This window comes from Lysobacter claricitrinus (genome assembly GCF_045866565.1).
Lineage (GTDB): Bacteria > Pseudomonadota > Gammaproteobacteria > Xanthomonadales > Xanthomonadaceae > Cognatilysobacter > Cognatilysobacter claricitrinus.
The window spans coordinates 477,112-502,576 of the sequence record NZ_BAAFZV010000002.1 but is presented as its reverse complement, the minus strand read 5'-3'; the positions used below and the strand labels follow the sequence as shown (position 1 = coordinate 502,576).

General features: G+C 69.0%; 28 protein-coding genes. 12 read left to right on the top strand and 16 right to left on the bottom strand.

Annotation, left to right across the window (positions count from 1 at the left end; all coding sequences use genetic code 11):
* Nucleotides 1–29: 29 nt before the first annotated feature.
* From ACKTTN_RS07190 to rsmD, 6 genes are all read right to left on the bottom strand, one after another.
* A complete protein-coding gene (locus ACKTTN_RS07190; RefSeq protein ID WP_407909193.1) occupies nucleotides 30–419 on the bottom strand; it encodes a YbjQ family protein in 390 nt (129 codons plus the stop codon).
* A 63-nt stretch (nucleotides 420–482) separates the two neighbouring features.
* Nucleotides 483–2,210, bottom strand: a complete 1,728-nt coding sequence (gene ggt / locus ACKTTN_RS07185; RefSeq protein ID WP_407909192.1) for a gamma-glutamyltransferase — start codon at nucleotides 2,208–2,210, stop codon at nucleotides 483–485.
* The gene (locus ACKTTN_RS07180; RefSeq protein WP_407910030.1) at nucleotides 2,210–2,473 is read right to left on the bottom strand and encodes a YfhL family 4Fe-4S dicluster ferredoxin; all 264 of its coding nucleotides are present in this window, start codon (nucleotides 2,471–2,473) and stop codon (nucleotides 2,210–2,212) included. Before ACKTTN_RS07180 ends, ggt begins: the two co-directional genes overlap by 1 nt.
* Before the next feature lie 176 nt (nucleotides 2,474–2,649).
* Nucleotides 2,650–3,147 (bottom strand): hypothetical protein, encoded by a 498-nt coding sequence (locus ACKTTN_RS07175; RefSeq protein ID WP_407909191.1) that lies wholly within the window; start codon nucleotides 3,145–3,147, stop codon nucleotides 2,650–2,652.
* 21 nt (nucleotides 3,148–3,168) lie between these two features.
* Complete coding sequence (coaD, locus tag ACKTTN_RS07170) at nucleotides 3,169–3,666, bottom strand: pantetheine-phosphate adenylyltransferase (protein WP_407909190.1); 498 nt, start codon at nucleotides 3,664–3,666, stop codon at nucleotides 3,169–3,171.
* Nucleotides 3,663–4,292 (bottom strand): 16S rRNA (guanine(966)-N(2))-methyltransferase RsmD, encoded by a 630-nt coding sequence (gene rsmD / locus ACKTTN_RS07165; RefSeq protein ID WP_407909189.1) that lies wholly within the window; start codon nucleotides 4,290–4,292, stop codon nucleotides 3,663–3,665. The genes coaD and rsmD overlap by 4 nt, the downstream gene beginning before the upstream one ends.
* Nucleotides 4,293–4,357: 65 nt before the next feature.
* Between rsmD and ftsY the strand changes: the two genes are divergently transcribed.
* Genes ftsY through ACKTTN_RS07145 form a run of 4 tightly spaced genes read left to right on the top strand, consistent with a single transcriptional unit; the run spans nucleotide 4,358 to nucleotide 8,168 of the window.
* Complete coding sequence (ftsY, locus tag ACKTTN_RS07160; protein ID WP_407909188.1) at nucleotides 4,358–5,575, top strand: signal recognition particle-docking protein FtsY; 1,218 nt, start codon at nucleotides 4,358–4,360, stop codon at nucleotides 5,573–5,575.
* Nucleotides 5,572–6,843, top strand: a complete 1,272-nt coding sequence (locus ACKTTN_RS07155; protein ID WP_407909187.1) for an AsmA family protein — start codon at nucleotides 5,572–5,574, stop codon at nucleotides 6,841–6,843. Before ftsY ends, ACKTTN_RS07155 begins: the two co-directional genes overlap by 4 nt.
* Nucleotides 6,833–7,897: an A/G-specific adenine glycosylase gene (gene mutY, locus ACKTTN_RS07150; RefSeq protein ID WP_407909186.1), complete on the top strand. Its 1,065-nt coding sequence runs from the start codon at nucleotides 6,833–6,835 to the stop codon at nucleotides 7,895–7,897. Before ACKTTN_RS07155 ends, mutY begins: the two co-directional genes overlap by 11 nt.
* A 1-nt stretch (nucleotide 7,898) precedes the next feature.
* Nucleotides 7,899–8,168: an oxidative damage protection protein gene (locus ACKTTN_RS07145; protein ID WP_407909185.1), complete on the top strand. Its 270-nt coding sequence runs from the start codon at nucleotides 7,899–7,901 to the stop codon at nucleotides 8,166–8,168.
* Between the two features lie 6 nt (nucleotides 8,169–8,174).
* Here the strand turns inward: ACKTTN_RS07145 and ACKTTN_RS07140 are convergent, their stop codons facing one another.
* Genes ACKTTN_RS07140 through ACKTTN_RS07130 form a run of 3 tightly spaced genes read right to left on the bottom strand, consistent with a single transcriptional unit; the run spans nucleotide 8,175 to nucleotide 12,180 of the window.
* A complete protein-coding gene (locus ACKTTN_RS07140) occupies nucleotides 8,175–8,699 on the bottom strand; it encodes a hypothetical protein (protein WP_407909184.1) in 525 nt (174 codons plus the stop codon).
* A gap of 9 nt (nucleotides 8,700–8,708) precedes the next feature.
* On the bottom strand, nucleotides 8,709–10,589 hold the full coding sequence (locus tag ACKTTN_RS07135; protein ID WP_407909183.1) for an ATP-binding cassette domain-containing protein: 1,881 nt from the start codon (nucleotides 10,587–10,589) through the stop codon (nucleotides 8,709–8,711).
* A gap of 37 nt (nucleotides 10,590–10,626) precedes the next feature.
* Nucleotides 10,627–12,180, bottom strand: a complete 1,554-nt coding sequence (locus ACKTTN_RS07130) for a protein adenylyltransferase SelO (protein ID WP_456237284.1) — start codon at nucleotides 12,178–12,180, stop codon at nucleotides 10,627–10,629.
* A gap of 194 nt (nucleotides 12,181–12,374) precedes the next feature.
* Between ACKTTN_RS07130 and ACKTTN_RS07125 the strand changes: the two genes are divergently transcribed.
* Entirely contained in the window at nucleotides 12,375–14,453 is a 2,079-nt protein-coding gene (locus ACKTTN_RS07125) for a DEAD/DEAH box helicase (RefSeq protein WP_407909181.1), read from the top strand.
* A 146-nt stretch (nucleotides 14,454–14,599) separates the two neighbouring features.
* Here the strand turns inward: ACKTTN_RS07125 and ACKTTN_RS07120 are convergent, their stop codons facing one another.
* The 5 genes from ACKTTN_RS07120 to ACKTTN_RS07100 form a co-directional block, all read right to left on the bottom strand.
* A complete protein-coding gene (locus ACKTTN_RS07120) occupies nucleotides 14,600–15,124 on the bottom strand; it encodes a pyridoxamine 5'-phosphate oxidase family protein (RefSeq protein ID WP_407909180.1) in 525 nt (174 codons plus the stop codon).
* A gap of 87 nt (nucleotides 15,125–15,211) precedes the next feature.
* Nucleotides 15,212–15,952, bottom strand: a complete 741-nt coding sequence (locus tag ACKTTN_RS07115) for a sulfurtransferase (protein ID WP_407910029.1) — start codon at nucleotides 15,950–15,952, stop codon at nucleotides 15,212–15,214.
* 54 nt (nucleotides 15,953–16,006) lie between these two features.
* Nucleotides 16,007–16,354, bottom strand: coding sequence for a hypothetical protein (locus ACKTTN_RS07110; RefSeq protein ID WP_407909179.1), 348 nt, complete (start codon nucleotides 16,352–16,354; stop codon nucleotides 16,007–16,009).
* Between the two features lie 28 nt (nucleotides 16,355–16,382).
* The gene (locus tag ACKTTN_RS07105) at nucleotides 16,383–16,535 is read right to left on the bottom strand and encodes a hypothetical protein (protein ID WP_407909178.1); all 153 of its coding nucleotides are present in this window, start codon (nucleotides 16,533–16,535) and stop codon (nucleotides 16,383–16,385) included.
* A 48-nt stretch (nucleotides 16,536–16,583) separates the two neighbouring features.
* The gene (locus ACKTTN_RS07100) at nucleotides 16,584–18,218 is read right to left on the bottom strand and encodes a serine hydrolase (protein WP_407909177.1); all 1,635 of its coding nucleotides are present in this window, start codon (nucleotides 18,216–18,218) and stop codon (nucleotides 16,584–16,586) included.
* A 90-nt stretch (nucleotides 18,219–18,308) separates the two neighbouring features.
* On the opposite strand from ACKTTN_RS07100, the gene ACKTTN_RS07095 reads away from it, so the two are divergent.
* The 4 genes from ACKTTN_RS07095 (at nucleotide 18,309) to ACKTTN_RS07080 (ending at nucleotide 21,246) form a co-directional block, all read left to right on the top strand.
* Complete coding sequence (locus ACKTTN_RS07095; RefSeq protein WP_407909176.1) at nucleotides 18,309–19,550, top strand: TIGR03862 family flavoprotein; 1,242 nt, start codon at nucleotides 18,309–18,311, stop codon at nucleotides 19,548–19,550.
* A gap of 97 nt (nucleotides 19,551–19,647) precedes the next feature.
* Nucleotides 19,648–20,028 (top strand): response regulator, encoded by a 381-nt coding sequence (locus tag ACKTTN_RS07090; RefSeq protein WP_407909175.1) that lies wholly within the window; start codon nucleotides 19,648–19,650, stop codon nucleotides 20,026–20,028.
* 10 nt (nucleotides 20,029–20,038) lie between these two features.
* Nucleotides 20,039–20,881 (top strand): chemotaxis protein CheX, encoded by an 843-nt coding sequence (locus ACKTTN_RS07085; protein WP_407909174.1) that lies wholly within the window; start codon nucleotides 20,039–20,041, stop codon nucleotides 20,879–20,881.
* A 146-nt stretch (nucleotides 20,882–21,027) separates the two neighbouring features.
* Nucleotides 21,028–21,246 (top strand): hypothetical protein, encoded by a 219-nt coding sequence (locus ACKTTN_RS07080; protein WP_407909173.1) that lies wholly within the window; start codon nucleotides 21,028–21,030, stop codon nucleotides 21,244–21,246.
* 39 nt (nucleotides 21,247–21,285) lie between these two features.
* On the opposite strand, the gene ACKTTN_RS07075 is transcribed toward ACKTTN_RS07080, so the two are convergent.
* Both ACKTTN_RS07075 and ACKTTN_RS07070 read right to left on the bottom strand, forming a co-directional pair.
* A complete protein-coding gene (locus ACKTTN_RS07075) occupies nucleotides 21,286–21,924 on the bottom strand; it encodes a COG4315 family predicted lipoprotein (protein ID WP_407909172.1) in 639 nt (212 codons plus the stop codon).
* 81 nt (nucleotides 21,925–22,005) lie between these two features.
* The gene (locus tag ACKTTN_RS07070) at nucleotides 22,006–23,115 is read right to left on the bottom strand and encodes a diguanylate cyclase domain-containing protein (protein WP_407909171.1); all 1,110 of its coding nucleotides are present in this window, start codon (nucleotides 23,113–23,115) and stop codon (nucleotides 22,006–22,008) included.
* Between the two features lie 186 nt (nucleotides 23,116–23,301).
* Here ACKTTN_RS07070 and ACKTTN_RS07065 point away from each other — a divergent pair, with 186 nt between their 5' ends.
* The 3 genes from ACKTTN_RS07065 to ACKTTN_RS07055 are packed head-to-tail and all read left to right on the top strand — an operon-like array spanning nucleotide 23,302 to nucleotide 25,260.
* Entirely contained in the window at nucleotides 23,302–24,072 is a 771-nt protein-coding gene (locus tag ACKTTN_RS07065; protein ID WP_407909170.1) for an alpha/beta hydrolase, read from the top strand.
* Between the two features lie 60 nt (nucleotides 24,073–24,132).
* The gene (locus tag ACKTTN_RS07060) at nucleotides 24,133–24,441 is read left to right on the top strand and encodes an HPF/RaiA family ribosome-associated protein (protein ID WP_407909169.1); all 309 of its coding nucleotides are present in this window, start codon (nucleotides 24,133–24,135) and stop codon (nucleotides 24,439–24,441) included.
* Nucleotides 24,442–24,459: 18 nt separating this feature from the next.
* A complete protein-coding gene (locus tag ACKTTN_RS07055; RefSeq protein WP_407909168.1) occupies nucleotides 24,460–25,260 on the top strand; it encodes a glucose 1-dehydrogenase in 801 nt (266 codons plus the stop codon).
* The last annotated feature ends 205 nt before the right edge of the window (nucleotides 25,261–25,465 follow it).

Here is a 25,465-nt window from a genome sequence, read left to right as displayed (position 1 = left end):
GCCCGCCCGGGTCTCACCGGCGGTGAATGTCAGCGCTCGGGTTCGACCACGACGGCCGTGCCGTAGCACAGCACTTCGGTCAGGCCGGCCATCAGCTCGGTGGCGTCGTAGCGCACGGCGACGATCGCGTTCGCGCCCAGCTGGCGGGCGTGCAGCATCATGTCGCGGTACGTCTCCATGCGCGCCTGCTCGCACAGCTGCGTATAGATGGTGATGTTGCCGCCGAACAGCGTCTGGATGCCGCCGAGGAAGTTGCCGACCACCGACCGCGAACGCACGGTGATGCCGCGCACGACGCCGAGGTTGCGGACGATGCGGACGCCCGGCAGCTCCAGCGCGGTGGTGACCATGGTGTCGTTCAGCGACAGCAGGCCGGGCGGTTGCGACGACGGAACGGTGCCGTTGTTGTACGGGTCCATGCGGAGCTCCTGTAGGGACGCTCCATCATTCCACGGCCGCTTGCGGCCGTCGCGTGCCGCCAATCAGTGCGTCACGGCCTTCGCATCGACGGCTGCCTTTCCCATCGGATTGCGCGGGTCGGTGCCGCCTTCCAGCGTGTTCGCGCGCTTGTCCCACGACACGGTCTGCAGGTTGCCCCACGCGGCTTCGCCCGCGTTGACCTTGTGGCCCATCGCTTCGAGCGCGGTGATGGTCGACGCGTCGAGCGCGCCGGGCTCCGCGGAAATCACGTCGGGCAACCACTGATGGTGGACGCGCGGCAGTGCGGCGACCTGCTGCGCGGACAGCCCCGCGTCGTAGCCGAGGATGCCCAACAGCACTTCGGTGATGATCCGGCTGCCACCGGGCGCGCCGATCACCACGAGCTTGTCCTTCGACTGCATGAAGCTGGGCGTCATCGAACTGAGCATGCGCTTGCCGGGCTTCGGTGCGTTCGCGGCGAAGCCCATGACGCCGAACGCGTTGGCCGTGCCCGGCTTCAGCGCGAAATCGTCCATCTCGTTGTTGAGCAGCACGCCGGTGCCCGGCGCGACCATGCCCGAGCCATAGGTGAGATTCACCGTCTGCGTCGTCGAAACCAGGTTGCCCTGCGCGTCGATGATCGAATAGTGCGTCGTCTCGTCGTCCTCCAGCGGTGCGGGCTGGCCGGGCAGCAGCTCGCTCGGCGTCGCCTTGTCGGGATGGATCGTGGCGCGCAGGCCGGCGGCGTAGTCGGGCGACATCAGGCGCGACATCGGCATCTTCACGAAATCCGGATCGCCCAGGTAGATCGTGCGGTCGCGATACGCGCGGCGCATCGCCTCGGTGAGGATGTGGGTGCGATGCGCGGCATCGAGCTTCTGCAGGTCCCAGCCCGACACGGTCTGCAGGATTTCCGCCAGCGCGACGCCACCGGACGACGGCGGGGGCGCGGTGGTGATCTGCCAGCCGCGGTAGTCGAACTTCAGCGGCGTACGTTCGCGGACGCGGTAGCCCGACAGCTCCGCGGCCGTCCACTGGCCGCCTTCTTCCTTCACCGCCGACAGCAGCTTCGTCGCAGTTTCGCCGCGGTAGAAGCCGTCGAAACCCTTGGTCGCGATGAGTTCGAGCGTGTGCGCGAGTTCGGGCTGCTTGAACGTTTCGCCAACCTTCGGCGGATCGCCGTCGGCGAGGAACACCGCGCGCGTGCCGCGATAGCGTTCCATCACCGTGCGGCGGCTTGCGTAGCCCTTCTCGAGCCGCGCGTACACCGGGAAACCGTCGCGCGCGATGCGGATCGCGGGTGCGAGCGTCGTCGTCAGCGGCAACTTGCCGTACTTCTGCGCGATGTGGACGAGTGCGGCCGGCAGGCCCGGGATGCCGGCCGACCACGGACCGTTTTCCGAACGATCGCGATCGAGCTCGCCCTTGGCGTCGAGGAAGGCGGCCGGCGTCGCGGACTCAGGCGCGGTCTCGCGCGCATCGACGAATACGTCGCGGCCGGTCTTCGCATCGTGCAACAGGAAGAAGCCGCCACCGCCGATGCCCGAGCTCACCGGCTCGACCACCGACAACACGCCCGATACCGCGACCGCCGCGTCGAAGGCATTGCCGCCCTTGTGCAGCATCTCCATGCCGGCGTCGGTCGCGAGCGCATGTGCGCTGGCGATCGCCGCGCCCGGCGGATGCGCCGCCTGCGTCGTCTTCGTCGGGGCCGGGGTTTTCGCGGTCGCGGGCAGTGCGACGAACAACGAGAGGACAGCGGCGGCGAAGACGTGCAGTACGGGTCGCATCAAGCGTGCTCCAGCGGACCGCCGTTGAGCACGATGGCCTTGGCCAGCAGCTCGTCGCGGGTTTCGGGATGGGTGGGATCGGGGTCGATGCATTCGACCGGGCAAACGACCACGCATTGCGGTTCGTCGAAATGGCCGACGCATTCGGTGCAACGCGACGGATCGATCACATAGATGACCTCGCCCTGCGAGATCGCCTGGTTGGGACAGGCGGGCTCGCAGACGTCGCAGTTCACGCAGAGGTCGTTGATCCGGAGGGACATGCCGTCGGCAGTCGGGTTCGAGCCGGCATTGTCGCACCCGCGGTCGAAAGCGTTCGCGACGCCGGCCGCACGCCGGGTTGCCGCCCGCGCAACGCCGCGCGAATCCCGCAAACGACGACGGCCGGCGCAAGGGCCGGCCGTCGAGGCGCTGGCGGCCGAAGCCGCCATCGCAGGGCTTACTTGGCTTCGGCGAACTCGAACTTGGCGCCGGACGGCTTGACCGCCGCCTCCGCGCGATCCTTGTCCGCGGCGTCGCCGATGAACAGCACGCGCACGCCCTTCATGGTGTCGGCGCCGGCGCCGGTGAACGCCGCGACGATCATGTCGGCCGTCTGCTTGGACTCGGGCGACGCGAACGCGAGCAGCGTGCCTTCCACGCCACCACGCGCGACGTCTTCCTTCGCCTTGTCGACCTGGCGCTGGAAGGTGTCCTGGAACCCGGCTTCGCTCGATGCCGGCAGCGTGTACGCGTAGACGCTGGTCGCGCCTTCGAGGTGACGCGTCACCTGGTCCTTGATGTAGTTGTCCCAGCCGGTGCCATCGGTGGCGCTGGCCGGCTTGGCGACGGCGGCCTTCTGCGTTGCTGCGGTCTGCGTGCCTTCGTCCTTTTTGCACGCCGCCAGGACCGGCAGCGCGAGCACGGCGAGCAAAATCAGGCGGGTGGTGTTCTTCATGCGTTTCCTCGGGGTTGACATCTAAGTACGCCGCCAGTGGTCCTGCAGCGCGGTGGCCACCGCCGGGGGCACGAAACCTGACACGTCCCCGCCAAGGCGGGCGATCTCGCGGACCAGCGATGAAGAAATGAATCCGTATTGCTCGGCCGGGGTCAGGAACAGCGTCTCGACCTCCGGGATCAGGTGGCGGTTCATGCTCGCCATCTGGAACTCGTATTCGAAGTCCGACACCGCGCGCAGGCCGCGCAGCAGCACACCGGCGCCGACATCGCGCACGAAATGCGCGAGCAGCGAGTTGAACCCGCGCACTTCGACGTGCGGCTGGTGGGCGACCGCGTCCTGCGCGAGGCGCACGCGAACTTCCAGCGGAATCGATGGCCCCTTGGACGGACTCTCGGCGATGCCGATCACCAACCGGTCGAACAACGGCGCTGCTCGATCGACGAGGTCGATGTGACCGTTCGTGATCGGATCGAAGGTGCCGGGATAGACGGCTGTGCGATGACGGGCCGCGGTCATGGAGTCTCGTGCGGGTTCGACGGCCCCCCGGCCGTCGCTTCGTGGCCGAGTGTAACAGTGGCCGCCGCGTGTGAAGGAACGCGATACAAGGCGTAGCGGACCTCCCGCGTACGGCCTTCGCGATGCACCGCCCAGTTCGCCGGCACGCCGGGGTCGACATCCGCCGGGCTTTCGACGTGGACCAGTGCGTCGGGCGCGAGTCGCGGTGCGAGCACGGGCCACACCTGTGACCACAGCCCGCCGGCGAACGGCGGATCGACGAAGGCGATGTCGAAGGTCGAACCGGACCGGGCCAGCCAGCCGATCGCATCGCCGTGCACCACCTGCCCGCCCGCGCCGCCCTCGAGTCGGCCAAGCGTGGCGCGCAGCGCGTTCGCGAGGCTGGCGTCGCGCTCGATCAGCACCGCCGACGCCGCGCCGCGCGACATCGCTTCGAGCCCGAGCGCGCCGGTGCCTGCGAACACGTCGAGCACCCGCGCCTCGCGCAACCACGGCATCAGCCAGTTGAACAGCGTCTCGCGCACGCGGTCGGACGACGGCCTGAGCCCCGCCACCTGCGGCACGTCCAGGCGCGTTCCGCGCCATCGCCCGCCGATGAGGCGGACCTTTCCCGAGGGCGTGTTCATCGGGGCTGCGAGGGGGCCGGTGCTAGCATGTCGCGCCTATTTTCCCCCAAATTCAGACGCCGCCGATGCTGAGTTTCCTGCGCCGCAAGAAGCCGACCGAGCCAGACCGGCGCATGTCCGCCGAGGAGCTCGCCGCGGCGTTCCCGGACAGCGAGGCCGGTGCTGCGCCCGAAGCGCCGATGGAGGCGCTCGACGCCAGCGTCAACGATCCCGCCGCGGTCGACGCCGCGGGCGAATGGCTCGGCGCCGCGTTGCCGACCGCCGCCGAACCGGTGGTCGATGCCGAGCCGCCCGTTGCGGAAACGATCGAGTCGTCGGACGAACTCCTCGGTGTCGCCAGCACGGCCATCGCCGCGCCAGCCGGAAAGCGCGGCTGGCTGGAGCGCCTGCGCGGCAATGCATTCAGCCGTTCCATCGGCGGCCTGTTCTCGCGCAACCCCAAGCTCGACGACGACCTGCTGGACGAGATCGAGACCGCGCTGATCACGGCCGACGTAGGCATCACCGCGACGACCGAACTGGTCGAGGACCTGCGCAAGCGGATGAAGTCGCGTGAGTTCGCCGATGCGAACGCACTGCTCGCCGCATTGCGCGCTGACCTGCTGGCGATGCTGGAACCGGTCGCGAAGCCGCTGGTCATCGATCGCGGCGCCAAGCCCTTCGTGCTTCTGACCATCGGCGTCAACGGCGTCGGCAAGACCACCACCATCGGCAAGCTCGCGCGCCGTTTCCGCGACGAGAAGCGCACGATGATGCTCGCGGCCGGCGACACCTTCCGCGCAGCCGCGGTCGCGCAGTTGCAGGCCTGGGGCGAGCGCAACGGCGTGCAGGTCATCGCACAGGGCCAGAACGCCGACGCCGCGTCGGTCGCGTTCGACGCGCTGCAGGCCGCAAAAGCACGCGGCACCGAAGTGCTGATCGCCGACACCGCGGGCCGGCTGCATACGCAGCAGGGCCTGATGGCCGAGCTGGGCAAGATCAAGCGCGTACTGCAGAAGCTCGACCCTGCCGCGCCGCATGAAGTGTTGCTCGTCATCGACGGCACCACCGGCCAGAACGCCCTGTCGCAGCTGCGCCAGTTCCATGCCGCGATCGGCGTCACCGGCCTCGTCGTCACCAAGCTCGATGGCACGGCCAAGGGTGGCGTGGTGTTCGCGCTGGCTCGTGAGTTCGGCATTCCGATCCGCTTCGCGGGCATCGGCGAACGCCCTGAAGACCTGCGCGTGTTCGATGCGGCCGCGTTCGTCGACGCCCTGCTTCCGGAGTCGCTGGGCGCCGGATGACGGACGGCACGTCCGCCGAGCCGACGCCGCCCGCCGCACCACCGCGGTCGCGTCGTCGCACGTGGCTGATCGTTGCGACCGTGTTGATCGTGGTGATCGCCGGTCTTGCGCGATGGGCCACGCGCCCGCGGCAGGTCGCGTCGCTGGTGCTGTCCCAGGCGAGCCGCGCGCTCGGGCTGCGCATCACCGCGAAAGGCGTCACCGAATACACGCTCGGCGACATGCCGCAGCTGGTGCTGCGCGAGGTCACCGCACAGCGCGATGGCGACGCCACGCCTGTCCTGCAGGCCGATCGCATCTCGCTGTCGCTGCCGTGGTCGACATTGAAATCGCGCGGCGCCGACATGGTCGTGCACCGCATCGAACTCGACCACCCACGCATCGATATCGGCGCGACGCAGCGCTGGCTGGCGACGCGCCCGCCTTCGCCGCAGCGTCCGACGCCGACGCTCACCGATGGCTTCGTCGTGCGCAACGGCGTCGTCATCGGCGACGGCTTCACGGTCGACGCGCTGGCCGTGGATGTACCGCGTCTCGCGCCGAAAAAGATCGTGCGCGCCACCCTGAAGGGCCGGATGGTCGCGGGCGATACGCGCGTTCCATTCGACGTCGCCGCCACGCTCGCCCGACCGGAAATGCCGGCGGGCCTCGGCGTCGCCGGCGCGGTCACGGTCGAACGTCCGGAATGGAAGCTGCCGCTCGATCTCGTGCTGCGCGGCGTGCCGGCCGTCACCAACGGCATCGCGCTCGACGCGATGTCGCTGGGCGCACGCGCGCGCTACGTGTCGTCGTCGGCATCGATGCCGTTCCGCCTCGGCGTCGGCGGGCGCGCGACGTATGCGCAGGGCGTGCACATCGCGCCGTTCGGTTTGGCGCTGCGGCAGGGCGACACGATTCCCGACTTCACCGCCGCGGGCCGGCTCGACTGGACATCAACGCTGGCGCTGCGGTTGACCGGCACGATCGCGCGCTGGCCGTCCGGGTGGCCGGAGCTTCCCGCACCGATCGGCCGTCCGCGCGGTCCCCTGCCGATGCAGCTCGCCTACGACGGCCCGACCGATCTCTCGGGCAATACATCGTTGCAACTGGAGTCCGGCGCAACACGTTTCGACGGACGCTTCCGCCTGCCACGCGTGCTGGAGTGGATCGACGCATCCAGCGCCGGCACACCGCTGCCGCCGCTCGACGGGCATGCCAGCACGCCGCGCCTCGATCTGCCGGGCGTGACGATGGAAGGTGTCGAGGTCGAGTTCTCTGATGGCGAATGACGGCTTCGCCGCGCGGCTGCTCGCGTGGTTCGACGTCAACGGCCGCCATGACCTGCCCTGGCAGCATCCGCGCACGCCATATCGGGTCTGGCTGTCGGAGGTGATGCTGCAGCAGACGCAGGTCGCGACGGTCATCCCGTACTTCCATCGCTTCGTCGACGCATTGCCGACGCTGCGCGATCTGGCCGATGCGCCGGCCGATCGCGTTCTCGCGCTGTGGTCCGGCCTCGGCTACTACACGCGGGCGCGCAACCTGCATGCCGCCGCGAAAATGTGCATGGCCTTGCACGGCGGCGAATTGCCGCGCGATGTCGGTGCGCTCGCCGCGTTGCCCGGCATCGGCCGCAGTACCGCGGCCGCGATCGCCTCGCAGGCATGGAACGATCGGCACGCGATTCTCGACGGCAACGTCAAGCGCGTTCTCGCGCGCTATCACGGCGTGGAAGGTTGGCCGGGAACGCCCAGGATCGAACGCGTGCTGTGGGGTTTCGCGCAGGCGCACGTCGAAGAACGCGGCCTACCGGACGATCGCCTCGCCGACTACACGCAGGCGCAGATGGATTTCGGCGCGACGCTGTGCACCTCGCGCCGCCCGGCGTGCGTGATCTGTCCGTTGCAAGGCGACTGCGTTGCGCGCGTCGAAGGCCGGCAGGACGAGTTGCCGACGCCGCGCCCAGCCAAGACGCTGCCGCGGCGGCGGGCCGTGGTGCTCGTGTTGCGAGACGGCGACGGCCGCGTGCTGCTGCAGCGACGCGATCCGACCGGCGTCTGGGCGACGCTCTGGTCGCTTCCGCAGTTCGAGGACGAGACCGCCGCGGACGCCTGGCTCGCAGCCAATGCGACGTCCGCCCACAGCGTGATGTGGCTCGACGACGTGGCGCATGCGTTCTCGCACTACCATCTCACCCTGCGGCCGCGCCTGCATCGCATCGAAGCACTGCCGTCGCGCGTCGCCGAGGACGGTTCACGCGCGTGGGTGATGCCCGAAGACCTCGCATCACTGGGCATTCCCGCACCGATCCGCACCCTGCTCAACCGCTTGTTCGAGGACTGACATGCCACGTACCGTCGACTGTGTGTGGCTCAAGCGCGAGGACGAAGGCCTCGACTTCGTACCGTGGCCCGGCGAGCTGGGGCGTCGCGTCTACGCGCAGGTCGGCAAGCAGGCCTGGGCGGCGTGGCTGGCGCACCAGACGATGCTGATCAACGAGAACCGGTTATCGCCGATGAATCCCAAGCACCGCGCGTATCTCGCGGAGCAGATGGAGAAATTCCTGTTCGGTGGTGGCGCGGACGCCGCGACGGGCTACACGCCCGAAGCCTGAGTCTCGTCAGCGCGAAGCTTCGTCGCTGCACTGCCCCGCGGCTTTCCCCGCCTTTTCCAGCGTGCCGGCCTGCGCGGGCGATGCCCACAGGACGCAGGCAACGTCGCCGTCGCGCTCGAAGCGCGAGAGCTGCGTCGCCGCGACGCCTGCATCCATCCCCGGCAACAACGGCACCAGTTGCTGCACGACGCGCCATGCGTCGATGCCGTAGTACGGCAGGCTGACCATGCCGTCCTTCCCCTGCACCGTCAGCAGCGCGTGCGCGCGATGGTCGGGCGAGCGTGACGCGGACAGCGTGTGGACAAGCACGACGTCGGCATCCGCCAATGCGACGCGCTGCATGCGCTCGCCTGCGATCCGCGCCGCGAGCACGCGTTCCCCGGCGTCGACGTTGACCGCGACCTTCCCGGCCTGCGCGCGCTGCGACGCGACGAACGCTGCCTGGTCGTGGCGATGCTTGGCCTGCAGCGCCCAATACGTGCCCAGCGCCAGGGCGAGTACGACAACGATCGACACCCACCACTTGCGCATGGCGACTCCTCAGCCGTCGAGTTCGGACCAGCGTGCGTAGGCGGTATCGAGTTCCGCCTGCACGCGTGCGATGTCCGCATTGTGCGCCGTGATCGCCGCCGCGTCGCGCGTGTAGAACGACGGCTCGGACAGCGCGTCGGTCAGGCGCGCCACTTCGCCTTCCAATGCCTCGATGCGTGCGGGCAGCGCTTCGAGCTCGCGGGTCTCCTTGAAACTCAGCTTGCGCCTGGCCGGCGCGGGCGCGGGCGTGGTCGGCGCGGATGCGGCGGCGGTTCGTGGCGGCTCCGCCTTCGTCGACCTGGCGTTCGCGACTGGTCGCTGGCGCAGCCAGTCGGTGTAGCCGCCGACGTAGTCGCCGACCTGTCCGTCGCCTTCCATCACCAGCGTCGAGGTGACGACGTTGTCCAGGAAGTCACGGTCGTGGCTCACGAGTAGCAGCGTGCCCGCGTAGTCGCCGAGCAGTTCCTCGAGCAGCTCCAGGGTTTCGACGTCGAGGTCGTTGGTCGGTTCGTCCATCACCAGCAGGTTGGACGGCTGCGCGAAAAGGCGCGCGAGCAGCAGGCGGTTGCGCTCGCCGCCCGACAGCCGGGTAATCGGCGCGCGCGCGCGCTCCGGGGTGAACAGGAAATCCTGCAGGTAGCCGATGATGTGTTTGCGCTTGCCGTTGAACTCGACGAACTCGCGGCCTTCCGCAACGTTTTCGATCGCGTTCCAGTCCTCGCGCAGCGTGGCGCGGTACTGGTCGAAGTACGCGATCTGCAGGTTGCTGCCTTCGCGCACTTCGCCGGTGTCGGGCTTGAGCTCGCCCAGCAGCGTCTTGAGCAGCGTGGTCTTGCCGCTGCCGTTCGGGCCGATCAGGCCGATGCGGTCGCCGCGCATGATGGTCGTCGACACGTCGCGCAGGATCATGCGGCCGCCGAGCGACACCGAAACGTCCTTCGCCTCGATCACCTTCTTGCCCGACGCATCGCCCTGCGCGGCTTCCATGCGCACCTTGCCGGTCAGGTCGCGACGCTGCGCGCGTTCGTCACGCATCGCCTTCAAACGTCGCACGCGGCCTTCGTCACGCGTACGGCGCGCTTTGATGCCCTGCCGGATCCACACTTCCTCCTGCGCCAGCAACTTGTCGAAGCGCGCGTTCTCCTGCGCTTCGGCATGCAGGCGTTCCTCACGGCGGCGCAGGTAGTTGTCCCAGTCGCCGGGCCAGCTCGTCAGCGAGCCGCGATCGATTTCGACGATGCGCGTCGCCAGCGAACGCATGAAGCGCCGGTCGTGGGTAATGAAGATCAGCGTGCCGCGCCACGACTTCAGGAATCCTTCCAGCCAGTCGATGGATTCGATGTCGAGATGGTTGGTCGGCTCGTCGAGCAGCAACACGTCGGGCGACGACACGAGCGACCGCGCGAGCATCACGCGGCGGCGCATGCCGCCCGACAGGCCCGCGAACGGCAGGTCGCCATCCAGCGAAAGACGCGTCAGCGTTTCGGTGACGCGCTGGTCGAGCGACCACGCGCCGAGCTCCTCGATGCGCGACTGCACTTCGGCCAGCGCGTTGGCGTCGATGTGCTCGGCATGGCTCAGATGATGGAAGCGCGCAAGCAACGCACCCTGCTCGCCCAGGCCGCCCGCGACGACGTCGAACACGTCGCCCGCCGTGTCGATGGGTACTTCCTGCTCGAGCCGCGCGACGCGCACGCCATCCTCGTAGCGCACCTCGCCGTCGTCGGCGTGCAGGTCGCGCGAGATGAGTTTCAGCAGCGTGGACTTGCCGGCGCCATTACGACCGATGACGGCGATGCGCTCGCCGGGTTCGATGGACAGGTCGACGTGGTCGAGCAGCAGCGGGCCGCCGACGCTGAAGTCGACGGACTGGAGAGTGATCAGGGGCATCGCGGCATTCTACGCGGCGCAGGCCGCTCGCCTGCCGTTATGAGCTGCACGACAGCATCGAGCAACCGGCCTTGTGACGCGCCCAGTCGGGCCGGCGTTGCGCGTATTCGTCGCGGCCGGGCTGGTCGTCGTACGGCCGGCGCAGCACGTCCAGCAGCTCGTGGATGCCGGATTCATCGCCCGCCGCCGCGCGATCGATCGCCTGTTGGGCCAGGTAGTTGCGCAGCACGTAGCGCGGATTCGCGCGGCGCATCTGCGCGCGCCGTGTGGTGGGGTCGACGTCCGCAACGCGCGCCGCGTAGCGCGAAAACCACTCCAGCAGCGCGGGCTGGCCGGCGTCGCGCTTTTCGTCGTTGTAGTACGCCGTCGCCAGTGGCGTGGTATCCGGCGACGCCGGGTCGATGTCGATGAGCGCGCGGAAGAACAGCGTCATGTCGACTTCGTGCCCGTGCATCCAGTGCTGCAGCGATGCGAGGAGTTCGACGTCGCCGTCGCGGTATTCGCCGAGGCCGAGCTTCGCCAGCGCGTTGTCGCGCTCGGTCTTTTCGTACGCCTCGACGAACCGCGCGAGCCCCGCCTGCAACGGCTCGACGTCGCCTCCGAGTTGCGCGAGCGCGCCAGCCAGCCGGCCGAGGTTCCAGTACGCCACGGCTGCCTGCTGGCCGAAGCGGTAGCGACGGCGTTGCGCGTCGGTCGTGTTGGGCGTCCAGTCGGGGTCGTAGTCGTCGATCCAGCCGTACGGGCCGTAGTCGATGGTGAGGCCGAGGATCGACATGTTGTCGGTGTTCATCACGCCATGGACGAAGCCGACGCGCATCCAGTGGCCGACCATCACCGCCGTGCGCTCGCAGATTTCGCCGAACCATTCGCCGACGACGTTCGGGGACGCAGCGTCCAGGTGGGGATAGTCGCGACGGATGCAGAAGTCCACGAGCATGCGCAGCAGCGGCACGTCGCCACGCGACGCCGGCAGTTCGAAATGCCCGAAGCGGATGAACGACGGGGCGACGCGGCAGACGATGGCGCCGGGCTCCGGCGCTGCGTGGCCGTCGTAGAACATGTCGCGCACCACGTCATCGCCGGTCGCGACCAGGCTGAGCGCGCGCGTGGTCGGCACGCCGAGGTGGTGCATGGCCTCGCTGCACAGGAATTCACGCACCGACGAGCGCAGCACGGCGCGGCCGTCTGCGGTGCGCGAGTACGGCGTCGGCCCGGCGCCCTTCAGTTGCAGCTCCCAACGCTCGCCGCGCGCATTGATGACCTCGCCCAGCGCGATGGCGCGGCCGTCGCCCAGCTGGCCCGCCCAATGGCCGAACTGGTGGCCGCCGTAATTCGACGCGTACGGCTGCATGCCGCTCAGCACTGCATTGCCGCCGAAGATCCTGGCGAAGTCCGGCGACGCGGCGTCCGAATCGTCGAACCCGAGCGTCGCGAGCATCTCGCGCGACACCGCGAGCACGCGCGGCGCGGCAACCGGCGTGGGCTCGACGCGCGACCACGCGGCGCCGTGTACCTGGCGGACGACATTGGCATCCGACGGATCACCGGGCAGCTCGCGGACGAAGCGGTTGTCGAAATGGAGGTCGGTCAGGCTCATCGGCGGCCGTAAAGGCAGGCGCGCCTGGGCGCGTGGGAGCGGCATCGTAGCGGTCCGGCGCCGTACGCGATGCGACGCCGCGGCACGTCGCATAAGGCGTTTACGGCCCGCCGCGACGGCCCGCACGCGCGCGTACGGGTAGACTGCCGCCCCCGACCGGCCCGCCCGGCGCTGACGTTCCCGCTGCCATGAGCGCCGAAAACGAACCCGTAACCCCCAATTTCAGCGACCTCGAACTCGGCGCGCCGCTGCTTCGCGCGCTGGCCGATGTCGGCTACGAAACCCCCTCGCCCATCCAGGCCGCGACCATCCCGCCGCTGCTTGCGGGCCGCGACGTCATCGGCCAGGCGCAGACCGGCACCGGCAAGACCGCTGCGTTCGCGCTGCCGGTTCTCGCGCGCATCGACCCCGCGCGCGCCAAGCCGCAGGCGCTGGTGCTGGCGCCGACGCGCGAGCTCGCGATCCAGGTCGCGGAGGCGTTCCAGAAGTACGCGACCTACCTGCCGAAATTCCAGGTGCTGCCGATCTACGGCGGCCAGGGCTATGCGCCGCAGCTCAGCGCTCTCAAGCGCGGCGTGCACGTCGTCGTCGGCACGCCGGGCCGCGTGATCGACCACATGAAGCGCGGCACGCTCGACCTGTCCGAACTGCGCATGCTCGTGCTCGACGAAGCGGACGAAATGCTGCGCATGGGCTTCATCGACGACGTGCAGGCCGTGCTCGACGCCACGCCGCCGACGCGCCAGGTCGCGCTGTTCTCGGCGACCATGCCGCCGCCGATCCGCCGCATCGCGCAGACGCACCTGAAGGATCCGGTCGAGATCGCCATCAAGTCGACGACGACCACCGCGGCGAACATCCGCCAGCGTTTCGTGTCGGTCAGCGGCCACCACAAGCTCGACGCCATCACCCGCGTGCTCGAAGCCGAAACCTACGACGCGATGATCGTGTTCGCGCGCACCAAGCTCGCGACCGAGGAGCTTGCGGGCAAGTTGTCGGCGCGTGGCATCGCCGCCGCGGCGCTCAATGGCGACGTGCAGCAGGCGCAGCGCGAGAAGATCGTGCAGCAGCTCAAGGACGGTCGCATCGACGTGCTGGTCGCGACGGACGTCGCTGCGCGCGGCCTCGACGTCGACCGCATCAGCCACGTGTTGAACTACGACATCCCGTACGACACCGAAAGCTACGTGCACCGGATCGGTCGCACGGGTCGCGCGGGCCGCACCGGCGAAGCGATCCTGTTCGTGACGCCGCGCGAGCGCGGCATGCTGCGTGCCATCGAGCGTGCGACGCGCCAGCCGATCGAACCGATGGAGCCGCCGAGCATCGAGTCGGTGAACGCGCGTCGCGTCGACAAGTTCCTGGGTCGCATTTCGGATGCGCTGGAATCGTCGGACCTGCCGATGTATCGCGATCTGGTCGAGCGCTTCGAGAACGAACGCAACGTGCCGGCGGTGGAAATCGCCGCCGCGCTCGCGCACCTGCTGCAGGGCGAGTCGCCGCTGCTGATGCCGACCGGACACGACCCGCTGCTCGCCGCGCAGCAGCGCGAACGCGCCAACGATCGCGACCGAGCGCCGCGTTTCGATCGCGACGCGCGTCCCGAGCGCCCGGCGCGCTTCGAGCGGAACGACCGTGCACCGCGGCAGGATCGTGACGGCAAGCCTTACGGCGATCGCACGCCTTCGCCAGCCGAGCGCCCCGCACGTTTCGAGCGCGATGACGCGCCGCCGCGCATCGAGCGTGGTCCGATGGGCGATGACGCCCGCCCGCCGCGTCGCGACCACGACACCGATCGTCCCGCGCGTCCGACGAGCGATTTCGAATCGCGTGGCCCGCGTTTCGAGCGCGAACCGCGCGTGCACAACGACGCCGAACGCCAGTTCGACAGCGCGCCGCGCCACGAGCGCCCCCAGCGCGGCCCCGATCCGGGCATGGAAACGTTCCGCATCGAGGTCGGCCACGTGCACGGCGTCAAGCCGGGCAACATCGTCGGCGCGATCGCGAACGAAGCGGATCTCGAGAGTCGCTTCATCGGCCGCATCGACATCCGCGACAACTTCACGCTGATCGATCTTCCCGGCGGCATGCCGAACGAGACGATGGAACACCTCAAGCGCGTGCGCGTCGCCGGCCAGCAGCTGAAGATCCGACGCGACGAGGGCCCGCGCGGCGGACGCGATGCGGGTGGTCCACCGCGTGGCGGTCGTGGCGATGGCGGGCCGCCGCGTGGTGGCCGCGGTGGCTTTCCGCGACGCGATCGCTGAAGCAAGGCGGCGTTGCGCCTGCTGCGCGTTGACGACCGGCGCGGCGTAGGCCGCCGACGTTGATCATGTATCGGGACGCGCAGTCCACGCCGAGTTCCTGATCCCCGAACGCAGCGCGCCCATGGGGACGCGCTGCCCGATGGTGACTACTGCAGGTTCATCCGCTGGTTATCGGTAAGCGAGCCCGGATCGTTCGTCACCGCGGTGAGCAGGAAATGCAGCGCCTTGCCCGCGATCGTGCCGGGGCCGTCCCAGTACTCGGCGCTCTCGGCTTCGACACGGATCAGGCAGAGATTCGGGTCGTCCTTGCCGCCGTCGAAATACGGCGCCATGTACGCCTTCCAGTGGCGCTCGATGTCGGCGCGGTCGCGCGTCGCGACGGCACGGCCGCAGATCGAGATGTAGGTGCCGTTGTCGCTCGACGCGAATGCGACGTTGACCTGCGGATTGCTTTCGATCTCGCGCACCTTCTCGCTGTCGTAGCCCGTCGCGAACCACAGATCGCCATCGAACTCGACTTCGGCAACGCCGAGCGGGCGACTGAACAGTCGTCCGTCGTCGCCCTGCGTGGTGAGCATCGCGACATGCAGGCCCTTGGCCAGATCACGAAGCTTCTGGATGTTCTCGTCGCGGTCGGGGGCCGCGGCGCGGCGGTCGTCGCGCAGATCCATGGTGTGTCCTCGGCAGGCGGCGTCGTTGCCGCTGCGCGCAAGCAAACCGCATGGGCCGCCGAGGGCCGGTGAAACGCCGATGACGCCTCAGGCCGCGTCGTCGACCAGCGGCTGCAGTCGCGGATCGAGCGCGACGCGGCCGTCGAACACGAAGCAGCGGCCGGCGTAGCCGAAACCGCCGACCTGTTCGAAGTAGCCGAGGATGCCGCCGTCGAGCTGCAGGACGTTGTGCATGCCGTCGGCCTGCAGCCAAAGCGCGGCCTTTTCGCAGCGGATGCCGCCGGTGCAGAAACTGACGACGGTGGCGTCGGCAAGCGATTCGCGATGCGGTTCGAGCGCGGCGGGCAGATCGGTGAAGTTGTCGATCGGCAGCGTGATGGCGCCATCGAACGTGCCGTAGTCGAACTCTTCGCGATTGCGGGTGTCCAGCATGACCAGGCGACGCCCGGTGTCGTCATGCCCCTGCTCGATCCAGCGCGCGAGCGTGGGCGGATCGACCGCCGGCGCGCGCGCATCCAGCGGCGCGGTGCCGTCGCGACGGAAGGTGATGATCTCCGGCTTGCGCTTGACCTTGAGGCGGCCGAACGGCTGCGCGCGGCTCCAGCTGCGTTTGACTTCGAGGCCGGCGAAGCGCGCATCGGCGCGCAGCAGCTCGAGCACGGATTCCACGCCGGCTTCTTCGCCGGCAAGGAACAGGTTCACGCCTTCGGGCGCGACCAGGATCGTGCCGCGCACATCGCGCGCTTCCGCAGCCGCGCGCAGCGTGTCGGCGAGCGTGTCGGCGTCGAGGAGTTCGGCGAAATGGTAGGCGGCGACGTTCAGCAGCATGGTCGCCATTGTACGGAGCCGCTTCGCCGCGCCGGCGTGGCGCGACGGCCCCGTTCAGGCGTCGACGAGCGCCGCCAGGTGCGGAAGCGGCTTGGGGCTTGCGATGAAGGTCGCGCCGTTGTGGTCCTGCTTGAAGACGAATCCGTGCGCCATCTGCAGGTCGTCCGGCAGCCAGAACACACGCGGCTCCAGGCGGAAACCGCCCTCCCAGCCGGCGGCGAGTGCGGCTTCCTTCGCCGACTCCCAGCTCTTCAGGAACGCGAGCGTCGCCGAGGTGTCGACGCCCTCGCGCGGGTCGCTGCCTTCGCACGGAACGGCAGCGACTTCGAGCGTTTCGCGCACGGTGCGCAGGTAATGCCAGCCGTAGTCGATCGGGCCGATTGAATAGACGTGCCAGTTCATGTGCGGTCCCCCTCCGCGGTGTTCGCCATCAACCCGGCATCGGCAGGCCGAGGTGCGGCGCGAGCAGCCAGTACACGGCGCCGATGACCACCGCCCAGATCAGCAGGCGCACGACCAGCCCGACCGCCTTGAAGGCGAGCCACAGGCCGAGGATGACGATGATGATGGCGACGATGCTCATGCGCGCTTCCCGTGTGGTCCGGGCAGCATAGACCGGAACCCGTGCACGTTACGGCGTCGACACGGGTGCAAGGCGCAGGTCCTGGAAGTCGAAGCTGAAATCCGTGAGCGGCGACACGGGCTCCATGCGCGCGCCACGGATCACGCCGTCGTGGTCGAGGTCGAAATCCACGAACGCATCGGCATTCAGCCAGCGCTGGTCCCAGCGGACGATGAAGCTGTCGTGTTGCCAGGGTTCGAGGCGACCGGTGAGTTCCGGCGTTTTCGTGAAGCGCAGTCGTAGCCCGTTGCCGGCGCGTTCGACCACGACATCGCCGTACCACGGGTCGCGGTAGGTGCCGGCGTATTTCGCGAGCGGCAGCGACGGCTTCGACGACGCGCCGCGCGCGGCGACGTGCTTCTTCCAGCTGTCGTCGGCATCGCCGCGCTGCTTGTCGAGCGCGGCACCGTAGGCCGCAACCCAGTCGGTCTTCGGCGCGTCGGTGTAGGCATCGAGCACGCGGTAGACGATCGCGTTGAACGCGCCGCCCATCTCCGCATTCGTCAGCACCACCACGCCGACGCCGAGGTCCGGAACCATCGTCACCTTCGACACCATGCCGGGCCACCCGCCGGTGTGCCAGACGAGTTTGTGGCCCCGGTAGTCCGACAGCGACCAGCCCTCGCCATAGCCAGCGAAATTCGGCTTGAGCGGCGCGAGCTGCGGCACCGACGGTTCGGCGACGGGAATGGGCGTCACCACCTGCCACATCGCCTTGTGGCGATCGTGGCTGACCAGGCGCTTCTCGCTGTCGCCGCTGCCACTGATCACGCCGTCGGCGAGGTGAAGCTCCATCCAGCGCGCCATGTCGTGCACGCTCGAATAGATGCCGCCCGCGCCGGCGACGTTCGACCACGTCATCGGCGCGGCGAGCGGTTTGACGTCCTTGAAATCGAACGCGGCGTGGCCCGTCGCCACCTCATCGCCCGGCTTCAGGAAATCGCTGTTGTAGCGCGTCTCGTTCATGCCCAGCGGCGCGAGGATGCGGGAGTCCAGGAACGCCTGGAAACTCTGTCCACTTACCTGCTCGACCACCTGCTGCGCGACGCCGAACAGGATGTTGTCGTATGCGTACTGGCCGCGGAAACTGCCGTTGATGGGAACGTCCTTCAGGCGTTCGGCGACTTCGCGACCGCTGTACGTGGTGCCCGGCCAGTACAGAAGGTCACCCGCGCCGAGGCTCAGGCCGGAGCGATGCGCGAGCAGGTCGCGGATGCGCATTTCGCGCGTGATGGTCGGGTCCGACATGCGGAACCACGGCAGGTGGTCGATCACGCGATCGTCCAGCGACAACTTGCCTTCGTCAGCCAGCATCGAGATCGCCATCGACGTGAACGCCTTGGTGTTCGACGCGATCGCGAACATCGTGTGCGCGGTGACCGGATCGTTCGCGCCCATCCTGCGGACGCCCCAGCCCTTTTCGAGCACGACGTGGCCGTCCTTGACGATGGCGACGGCGATGCCCGGCACGTTGAAGCGCTTGCGGTCGGATTCGACGTAGGCGTCGAAGTCGGCCAGCTGCGCGGGGAGCAAGGTGGACGCCGGCGTCGTGACGACCGCATCGGGTTGCGCCGTTTGCGCATGCGCGGGTACCGCGAGCAGCAGTGGAAGGACGAACAGGCAGGCGGACAGGCGTGGCGTCATCGGTCGGGTTCGGCAGGGCGAGCGCGGACGATACCGTGCGACACGCCGCTGCAGGCATGCTGTGCGCCCCCGATCCGACACCACCACGCGATGGAACCCGCACGACTCGACATTCCCGGCATCGCGATCATCGGCGGCGGGCCGGCCGGCCTGATGGCCGCGGAAGTCGCGCGCGCGGCGGGCGTCGACGTGGACCTGTTCGAGGCGAAGGGTTCGGTCGGGCGCAAGTTCCTGATCGCCGGCAAGGGCGGCCTGAACCTGACGCACAGCGAGCCCCGGCCCGCGTTCGATGCGCGCTATCGCGAGCGCGCGGCCGAGGTCGGGCGCTGGCTCGACGACTTCGACGCGGACGCATTGCGCGACTGGGCGCGCGGCTTCGGCATCGAGACATTCGTAGGCAGTTCGGGCCGTGTGTTCCCGACCGACCTCAAGGCCGCGCCGCTGCTGCGCGGCTGGGTACGCCGGCTGCGCGATTCCGGCGTGCGTTTCCACGTGCAGCATCGCTGGACCGGCTGGACGGACGACGGCGCGTTGCAATTCGAAACCGTGGATGGCGCGGTCGACGCAATGCCACGCGCAGCGGTTTTCGCGCTCGGCGGCGCCAGCTGGCCGGAGCTCGGCTCCGACGGCGCATGGGTGTCGCCATTCGCCGGCGCAGGCGTCGACATCGCACCGCTCGTTCCGGCGAATTGCGGGTTCGACGTCGCGTGGACGCCGCATTTCATCGACCGGTTCGCGGGTGCGCCGCTGAAGCCGGTGATCGCGCACTGGACCGACGTCCATGGCGCGCGTCGTTCGCTGCAGGGCGAATGCGTGGTCAGCGCGGCGGGTGTCGAGGGCAGCCTGGTGTATGCGTTGTCGGCCGACCTGCGTGACGCGATCGCGCGCGATGGCTCGGCGCTGCTGGAACTCGACCTGGTGCCCGGCCGCGACGAGGTGACGCTGCGCACCGCCCTCGCCCGCCCGCGCAACGGCCGCAGCCTGAGCGACCACCTGCGCCGGCAGGCCGGCGTGCACGGCGTGCGCGCGGGCCTGTTGCACGAGGTGCTCGGCCACCCGCTTCCGGACGACCCGGCGCGCCTCGCGGCCGCGCTCAAGCGCCTGCCGCTTCGCCTGCAGTCGCCGCGACCGATCGCGGAGGCGATCAGCTCGGCCGGAGGCGTGCGGCTGGAGGCGCTCGACGACGACCTGATGGTTCGCGGCCGGCCCGGCGTCTTCGTCGCCGGCGAGATGCTCGACTGGGAGGCGCCCACCGGCGGCTACCTGCTCACCGCCTGCTTCGCCAGCGGACTGCGGGCCGGTCGCGCCGCGGCTGCTTTCGTCATCGCGTGATCGCCCTCAAGCTTTGCCCGACCCTGCCGTTACGAAGTTCCGAGGGTCGACGCCGATGGCCCACGGAACGCGCACCGGATGCGCGCAGGACACCACCATGACTGCCCGCCCGACGGTTCTCCTCTGCGACGACTCCCGCGCGCTGCGCATGCTCACCGCGCAGCAGATCGACGCCTGCGGCTACCAGCTGGCGGGCGAGGCGGACAACGGCATCAAGGCCGTCGAGCAGTACCTGGCGCTGAAGCCGGACATCGTGCTGCTGGACCTGGTGATGCCGAAGGTCGACGGCAAGGCCGCGCTCAAGCGCATCCTCGAGCTCGACCCGGCGGCGAAGGTCGTCGTGCTCAGCTCGCTGGGTGCGCAGAACGACATCGAGCAGTGCCTGAAGATGGGCGCGAAGAGCTACCTGCAGAAGCCGATCGATCGCGACACGCTCGCGCGCGTGCTGGCCGACGTCACCACCGTCGCCACCGCCTGAGGCCTTCGACATGGCAGCCAAGTTCTTCGGCCAGTTCCTGCTGGAAAAGGGCGTCATCGACGCCGCCCAACTGCTGCGCGCGCTCGAGATCCAGCGCGTCTCCAATCCCGCACTGGGCGAGCTCGCCTGCGAGCGCGGAATGATCACCGCCGACCAGGCGATCGCGATCAACGAACGCCAGCGTCGCGAGGACAAGCGCTTTGGCGACCTCGCACAGGCGATGGGCCTGCTCACCGCCGATGAAGTCGGCGTGCTGCTGGACGAACAGAAGTCGCGCCGCAAGCTGTTCGGCGAGATCCTGGTCGAGGAAGGTTTCGTGAGCCGCGAGAGCCTGGACGAGGAGCTGCGCGCACACGCCGGCGAACGTGACGAAGCGGTGCGTTCGCTCGACACGATGCTGGCGTCGCACCAGCTCGGCCGTCGCATCGGCAACTCGATCGCGACCTGCAACAAGCTCTTTCCGCGCCTGCTGCGCACGCAGTGCCAGTTCTCCAGCGTCGCCGACCCGAAAAACCCGCCGGCCACCGACGCGATGGCGCTGGTGCGCGTGTCGGCCGAGCGCCCGCTGGCGATCGGCGTGGCCTGCGACCACGCCACCATGCATGCGATCGCGCAGGCCTTCCTGTCGATCCCGCCGGAAGCCTGCGACGAGGAGCTGGCGCTCGACGCGCTCGGCGAGCTCGTCAACGTGCTGATGGGCTACGTCGTCAAGGACAGCCTGCCGGAGGACGCGACCTATCGCGCGTCGCCTCCGGACTTCGAAACGCCGGTGTCGGCGCTCGACGACGGCATGCACGTGCTGGTGTCGATGACCTCGCAGCTCGGCCCGTTCCTGCTGGTGCTGGGCGACTGACGGGTTCCACGCGGCGCTTCGTGCGCCGTGGAACGCCCGGTTCGGGCCGCCGGTCCGCGCCCGGCGGTCGAGGCCGGCCGGCTTCACGTGTCCTTGAGCTCGCCGCCCCGCAGACTGGTTCCTGCACGACCCGGGGAGCCGCGCTCATGAACACCCTCACGCATTCAACGATCATCAGCCCGCGCGAGCTGGCGGCCCTGCGTCTGCTAGCAGTCGACGGCCGCGCCAAGATCGACAAGCAGCTCGAAGACGACCTCTACGCCAAGGGCCTGTTGCAGATTTCCTGGGATCGCTGCCTGTCCCCGGCCGGTCGCGACGCGATCGACCCCAGCGCCGCCTTCGGGCCGCGCCGCGCCCACGGTTGACGGGCGACCGGCGCTCGCCGGCCGCCCGCATTGCTTAGGTCAGTTGCCCGACGGGCTCGTCGCGCCCGCCGCGGCCGCATCCGACGAATCACCACCCGCGCCCGGCATGGCGACGTGCCAGCTGCCGAACTTGTCCTTGACGCCATCGCCGTTGGCCTGGCCCACGCCGGCGTCCGCCGCATAGCGGTAGAGCGGGTGGCCTTCGAAGGTCACCTGCCGCGTGCCGTCCGGCCGCGTGATGACCGAGATCGCCGCGCCCTGCAGGCCCGCAGCGCCGGTCGGCTGCTGCGTGTCGGCGAGCACCGGCGGCCACGACTGGATGCACGGGCCGACGCACTTGCGGCCGTCCTCGTCGCCCTCGACGTAATACAGCGCGTTTCCTGCCGCGTTGGTCAGGTAAGGGCCGTGCGGGCCGTCGGGGACCAGGACCAGCATCGGGCCGGGCGCAGCGGCGCCGGCGTTGCCCGGCACGCCGGTGGCGCCAGTGCTGGCCACCGGGTCCGCAGGACTCACCGGTGGGGCACCGGGGCCGGTCGCAGTCGCGCCGGTGGCGGCGGAGTTGGCGTCGGTCGCACCGTCGGCCAGCGTGTCGTTGCTGCCTTTGCCCTTGCACGCGGCGAGCGCGAGTGCGGCGATAACGGCCAGGCCCAGGGCGCGGGCTGCGGGGATACGGGACATCGGGGCCTCCATGGTCGGTCGCGGCGTCGTTGCCGCAGCCGCGGATGAATAGCGCCCCCGGTGTGAGCGTCAAGTGGTCCGTCAGCGCTGGCGACGCGCCCGCTTCTGCTCGTACATGCGTTCGTCGGCGGCATGCAGGACCTCCGACGCATGCGCGGTGCCGTCGTGGATCACCCAGCCGACGCTGCACTTGATGCGCAGCCGCGCGCTGTTGATCACGCGCGGACGCGCCAGTTCGTCCTCGACCGCCGCGGCCACCGAGCGCACGTCGCGATCGGCATCGCGCAGCGACGACAGCAGCACCACGAATTCATCGCCGCCCAACCGCGCGACGACGTCCGTATCGCGCAGTGTTTCGCGCAACACGCCCGCCGCGGCGCGCAACACGGCGTCGCCGGTGGCATGGCCGTGCGTGTCGTTGATTTCCTTGAAGTCGTCGAGATCGATGAACAGCACGCCGAAGCGATGCGGCTGGCCGTCGTGCGCTGCGCACACCTGCTCGAGCTGTGCTTCGAACGTCGCGCGGTTCGGAAGTCCCGTTAGCGCGTCGAGCGACGCGGCATCCTGGTACATCTGCGCGGTGGCCTGCGTGTCGAGCAGCGCATCGTGCAGGCGCCGCAGAAGCCGCGCGTTTTCCTCCAGCGCGAGCTGGCGCCCGAGCGCGCCGCCCATCGCATTGCCGATCAGCGCGATCGCCTGCGCGTCGATGTCGTCGAACGCGTGCGTCACGGACGAACAGATCTCGAGCACGCCCTGCGTGGCGTCGCCGTAGCGCAACGGTGCGGCGATCAGCGAATGCAGGTGATGGCGGCGACGCACGTCACCGCGGATGCGCTCGTCCGTGCTGGTCGCATCACTGCGTAGCGACGTTCCGGCGTCGAGGCACGCGCAGGCGAGCGTCTGGCCGCCGTTGAAGGCATCGATCTGCACGCGCTCCATCTGCCCGCGCGCGCACGCCACCGTCAGGCCGGCATCGCCATTGTCGAGCAGCACCACGCCACCGGTAGCGCGCGTGATCTCGACGACCTTGTCCAGCGCGTACTCGATGAAGGATTCGGTGCTGCCTGGATGCTCGGCGACGGACGCCAGCGTCGCCACGAGGCCACGCAGGCGCAGGATCTCGCTGTCCTTCGATGAGGACGCGATCCAGGGCAGGCCCCGTTCTGCGCGGGGTCGACCAGGGGTCAGCACGTTCGCGGCAATCCGGATTTCAGAGGGCCCCATCGTGGTCGACCAATCATCAAGTGCGCGTGAGCCGCGACGTGCGGACGTCACAGTCCTCGCGCGCATGACGATGAATGCGCATGAATCCCCCGCTCTCGACCACGCCGTAACGCGCGCCTGCGAGACTCGGGTTTGCTGAATGGAGGGAGTCGCATGCGCCTGCTGCGGTGGTCGGTAGTCCTGCTGGCGGCGAGTGCGTTGCTCGCGTGCATGCCGACGCGCGTGAACACCGCCCGCCCCGTGCCCACCGCGCTGTTGCCGTCGAACGCCGGCTCGCACCGATTGGTGGTGGTCCTGCCAGGGCGCCGCGACCGGCTGGAGTCATTGCGCCGCAGCGGTATCGGCGAGGTTATTCAGCGTGTCTGGCCCGACGCCGACGTGCTGTTCGCCGAGCTGTCGATGCCCTACTACACCGATCGCAGCGCCCCGCGGCGCCTGCACGACGAGGTGCTGATGCCCGCGCGGCGCCGTGCGTACACGGAGATATGGCTGGTCGGCGCATCGCTCGGTGGCATGGGCGGCATCCTTTACGACGAGATGTATCCGGGCCAGGTCGACGGCATGGTGCTGCTCGCGCCGTATACCGGCGAACGCGCGATCCACGACGAGATCCGCGCCGCGGGCGGATTGGACGACTGGCAGCCCGCGTCGTCGTCCATCGATGAACGCGACTTCTGGCAGCGTGATCTGTGGAAGCAGATGAAGACGTGGCGCAACGAGCCCGAGCGCGTCCGCAACGTGTGGCTCGGGTACGGCGACAACGATTACCTGCGCGAAGGCATGCCGCTGGTGGCCGAAGCGCTCCCGCACGATCACGTGCTCGTTCGTCCAGGCAAGCACGCGTGGAGCACCTGGACGCCCATGACGGAGGACATCTTCCGCGCCATCGACGCCGAGCGTTCGCGCACTGCGCGCACGCGATGAACTTCTTGTCCACGGCCGACCGTCTAGGTTGGACATCGGCCCCAACAGACGGATGTCGCCATGCATATCGAGATCAACCACGACAACCACATCCAGTACGACGAATCGGTCGAGCGCCATGTGCGCCAGACGCTGGATACCGCGCTCTCGCGCTACGCCGACCAGGTCACGCGCATCGAAGTGCACCTGCACGACAAGAACGCGGAGCGTCGTGGTGCCAATGATCGACATTGCCTGCTGGAAGCCAAGGTAGAGGGACGCCCGCCGGTCGCGGCATCCGACGACGCCGACACCATCGGCGCCGCCATCAGCGGCGCGGCGAAGAAGCTTCAGCGTCGCCTGAACAGCGATCTCAGCCGACTGCACTAAGCGCCACGCGATCGACGCATGGGCCTGACGCCACCCGTTCCATCTGTCGATCCGCACCCCCTGCGTGGCCGCGTGGTGCTCGTCACCGGCGGCGCGCAGGGTATCGGCCGCGGCATCGCGCAATGCGCACTCGCCGCGGGTGCGGCAGTAGTGATCGGGGATACGGACGACGATGCCGGACAGGCATGCATCGATGAATGGGATACCGGCGCCGCCGCGATGTTCGTGCATCTCGACGTCGCGAGGGAACGTTCCGTACGAAGCTTCATCGATGCCGCACACGGCACGTTCGGCCGCATCGACGGCCTCGTCAACAACGCGGCTAACGCTGATCCGCACAGCGGCCCGCTGGCGTCGCTGTCGCTTGCGGACTGGAACCGTTACCTCGCGGTCAACCTGACCAGTGCCTTCCTGTGCAGCCGCGACGCACTGTCGGCGCTTCGCGAATCACGCGGCGCCATCGTCAACATCGCGTCGACGCGCGCGATGCAATCCGAACCCGATACCGAGGCCTACGCGGCGACGAAAGGCGGGCTCGTCGCGCTCACCCATTCGCTCGCCATCAGCGCCGGGCCCGACGTGCGCGTCAATTGCATCAGCCCCGGCTGGGTGCCCACCGAGGCGTGGCGGAAGCCGGCATCGCGACGTCGGCCGAAGTTGGGGCGCAAGGACCACACGCAGCATCCGGTGGGTCGCGTCGGTACGCCCGAGGACATCGGCGCACTCGCGGTCTACCTGTTGTCCGACGCGGCCGGCTTCGTCACCGGCCAGAACTTCGTCGTCGATGGCGGCATGAGCCGCAAGATGATCTACGTCTGACCGTCGCCCTTGGGTTGCTTCATCGCCCACATGTTGTCGACAAGGTTGGGATAGCGGCGTCCCGCCGCCTCCGCGCGTTCCTTCGCGGCGTGTTTCTGGATGGCGTGAGATGCGCGCCTCCGCCCTTGGGCGCAGGCTTTTTCCACGGCGGGCGTCGGTCGGTGGTCATCACGTCATCTCCTCGACGAAGGCGTTCGCTAGGATG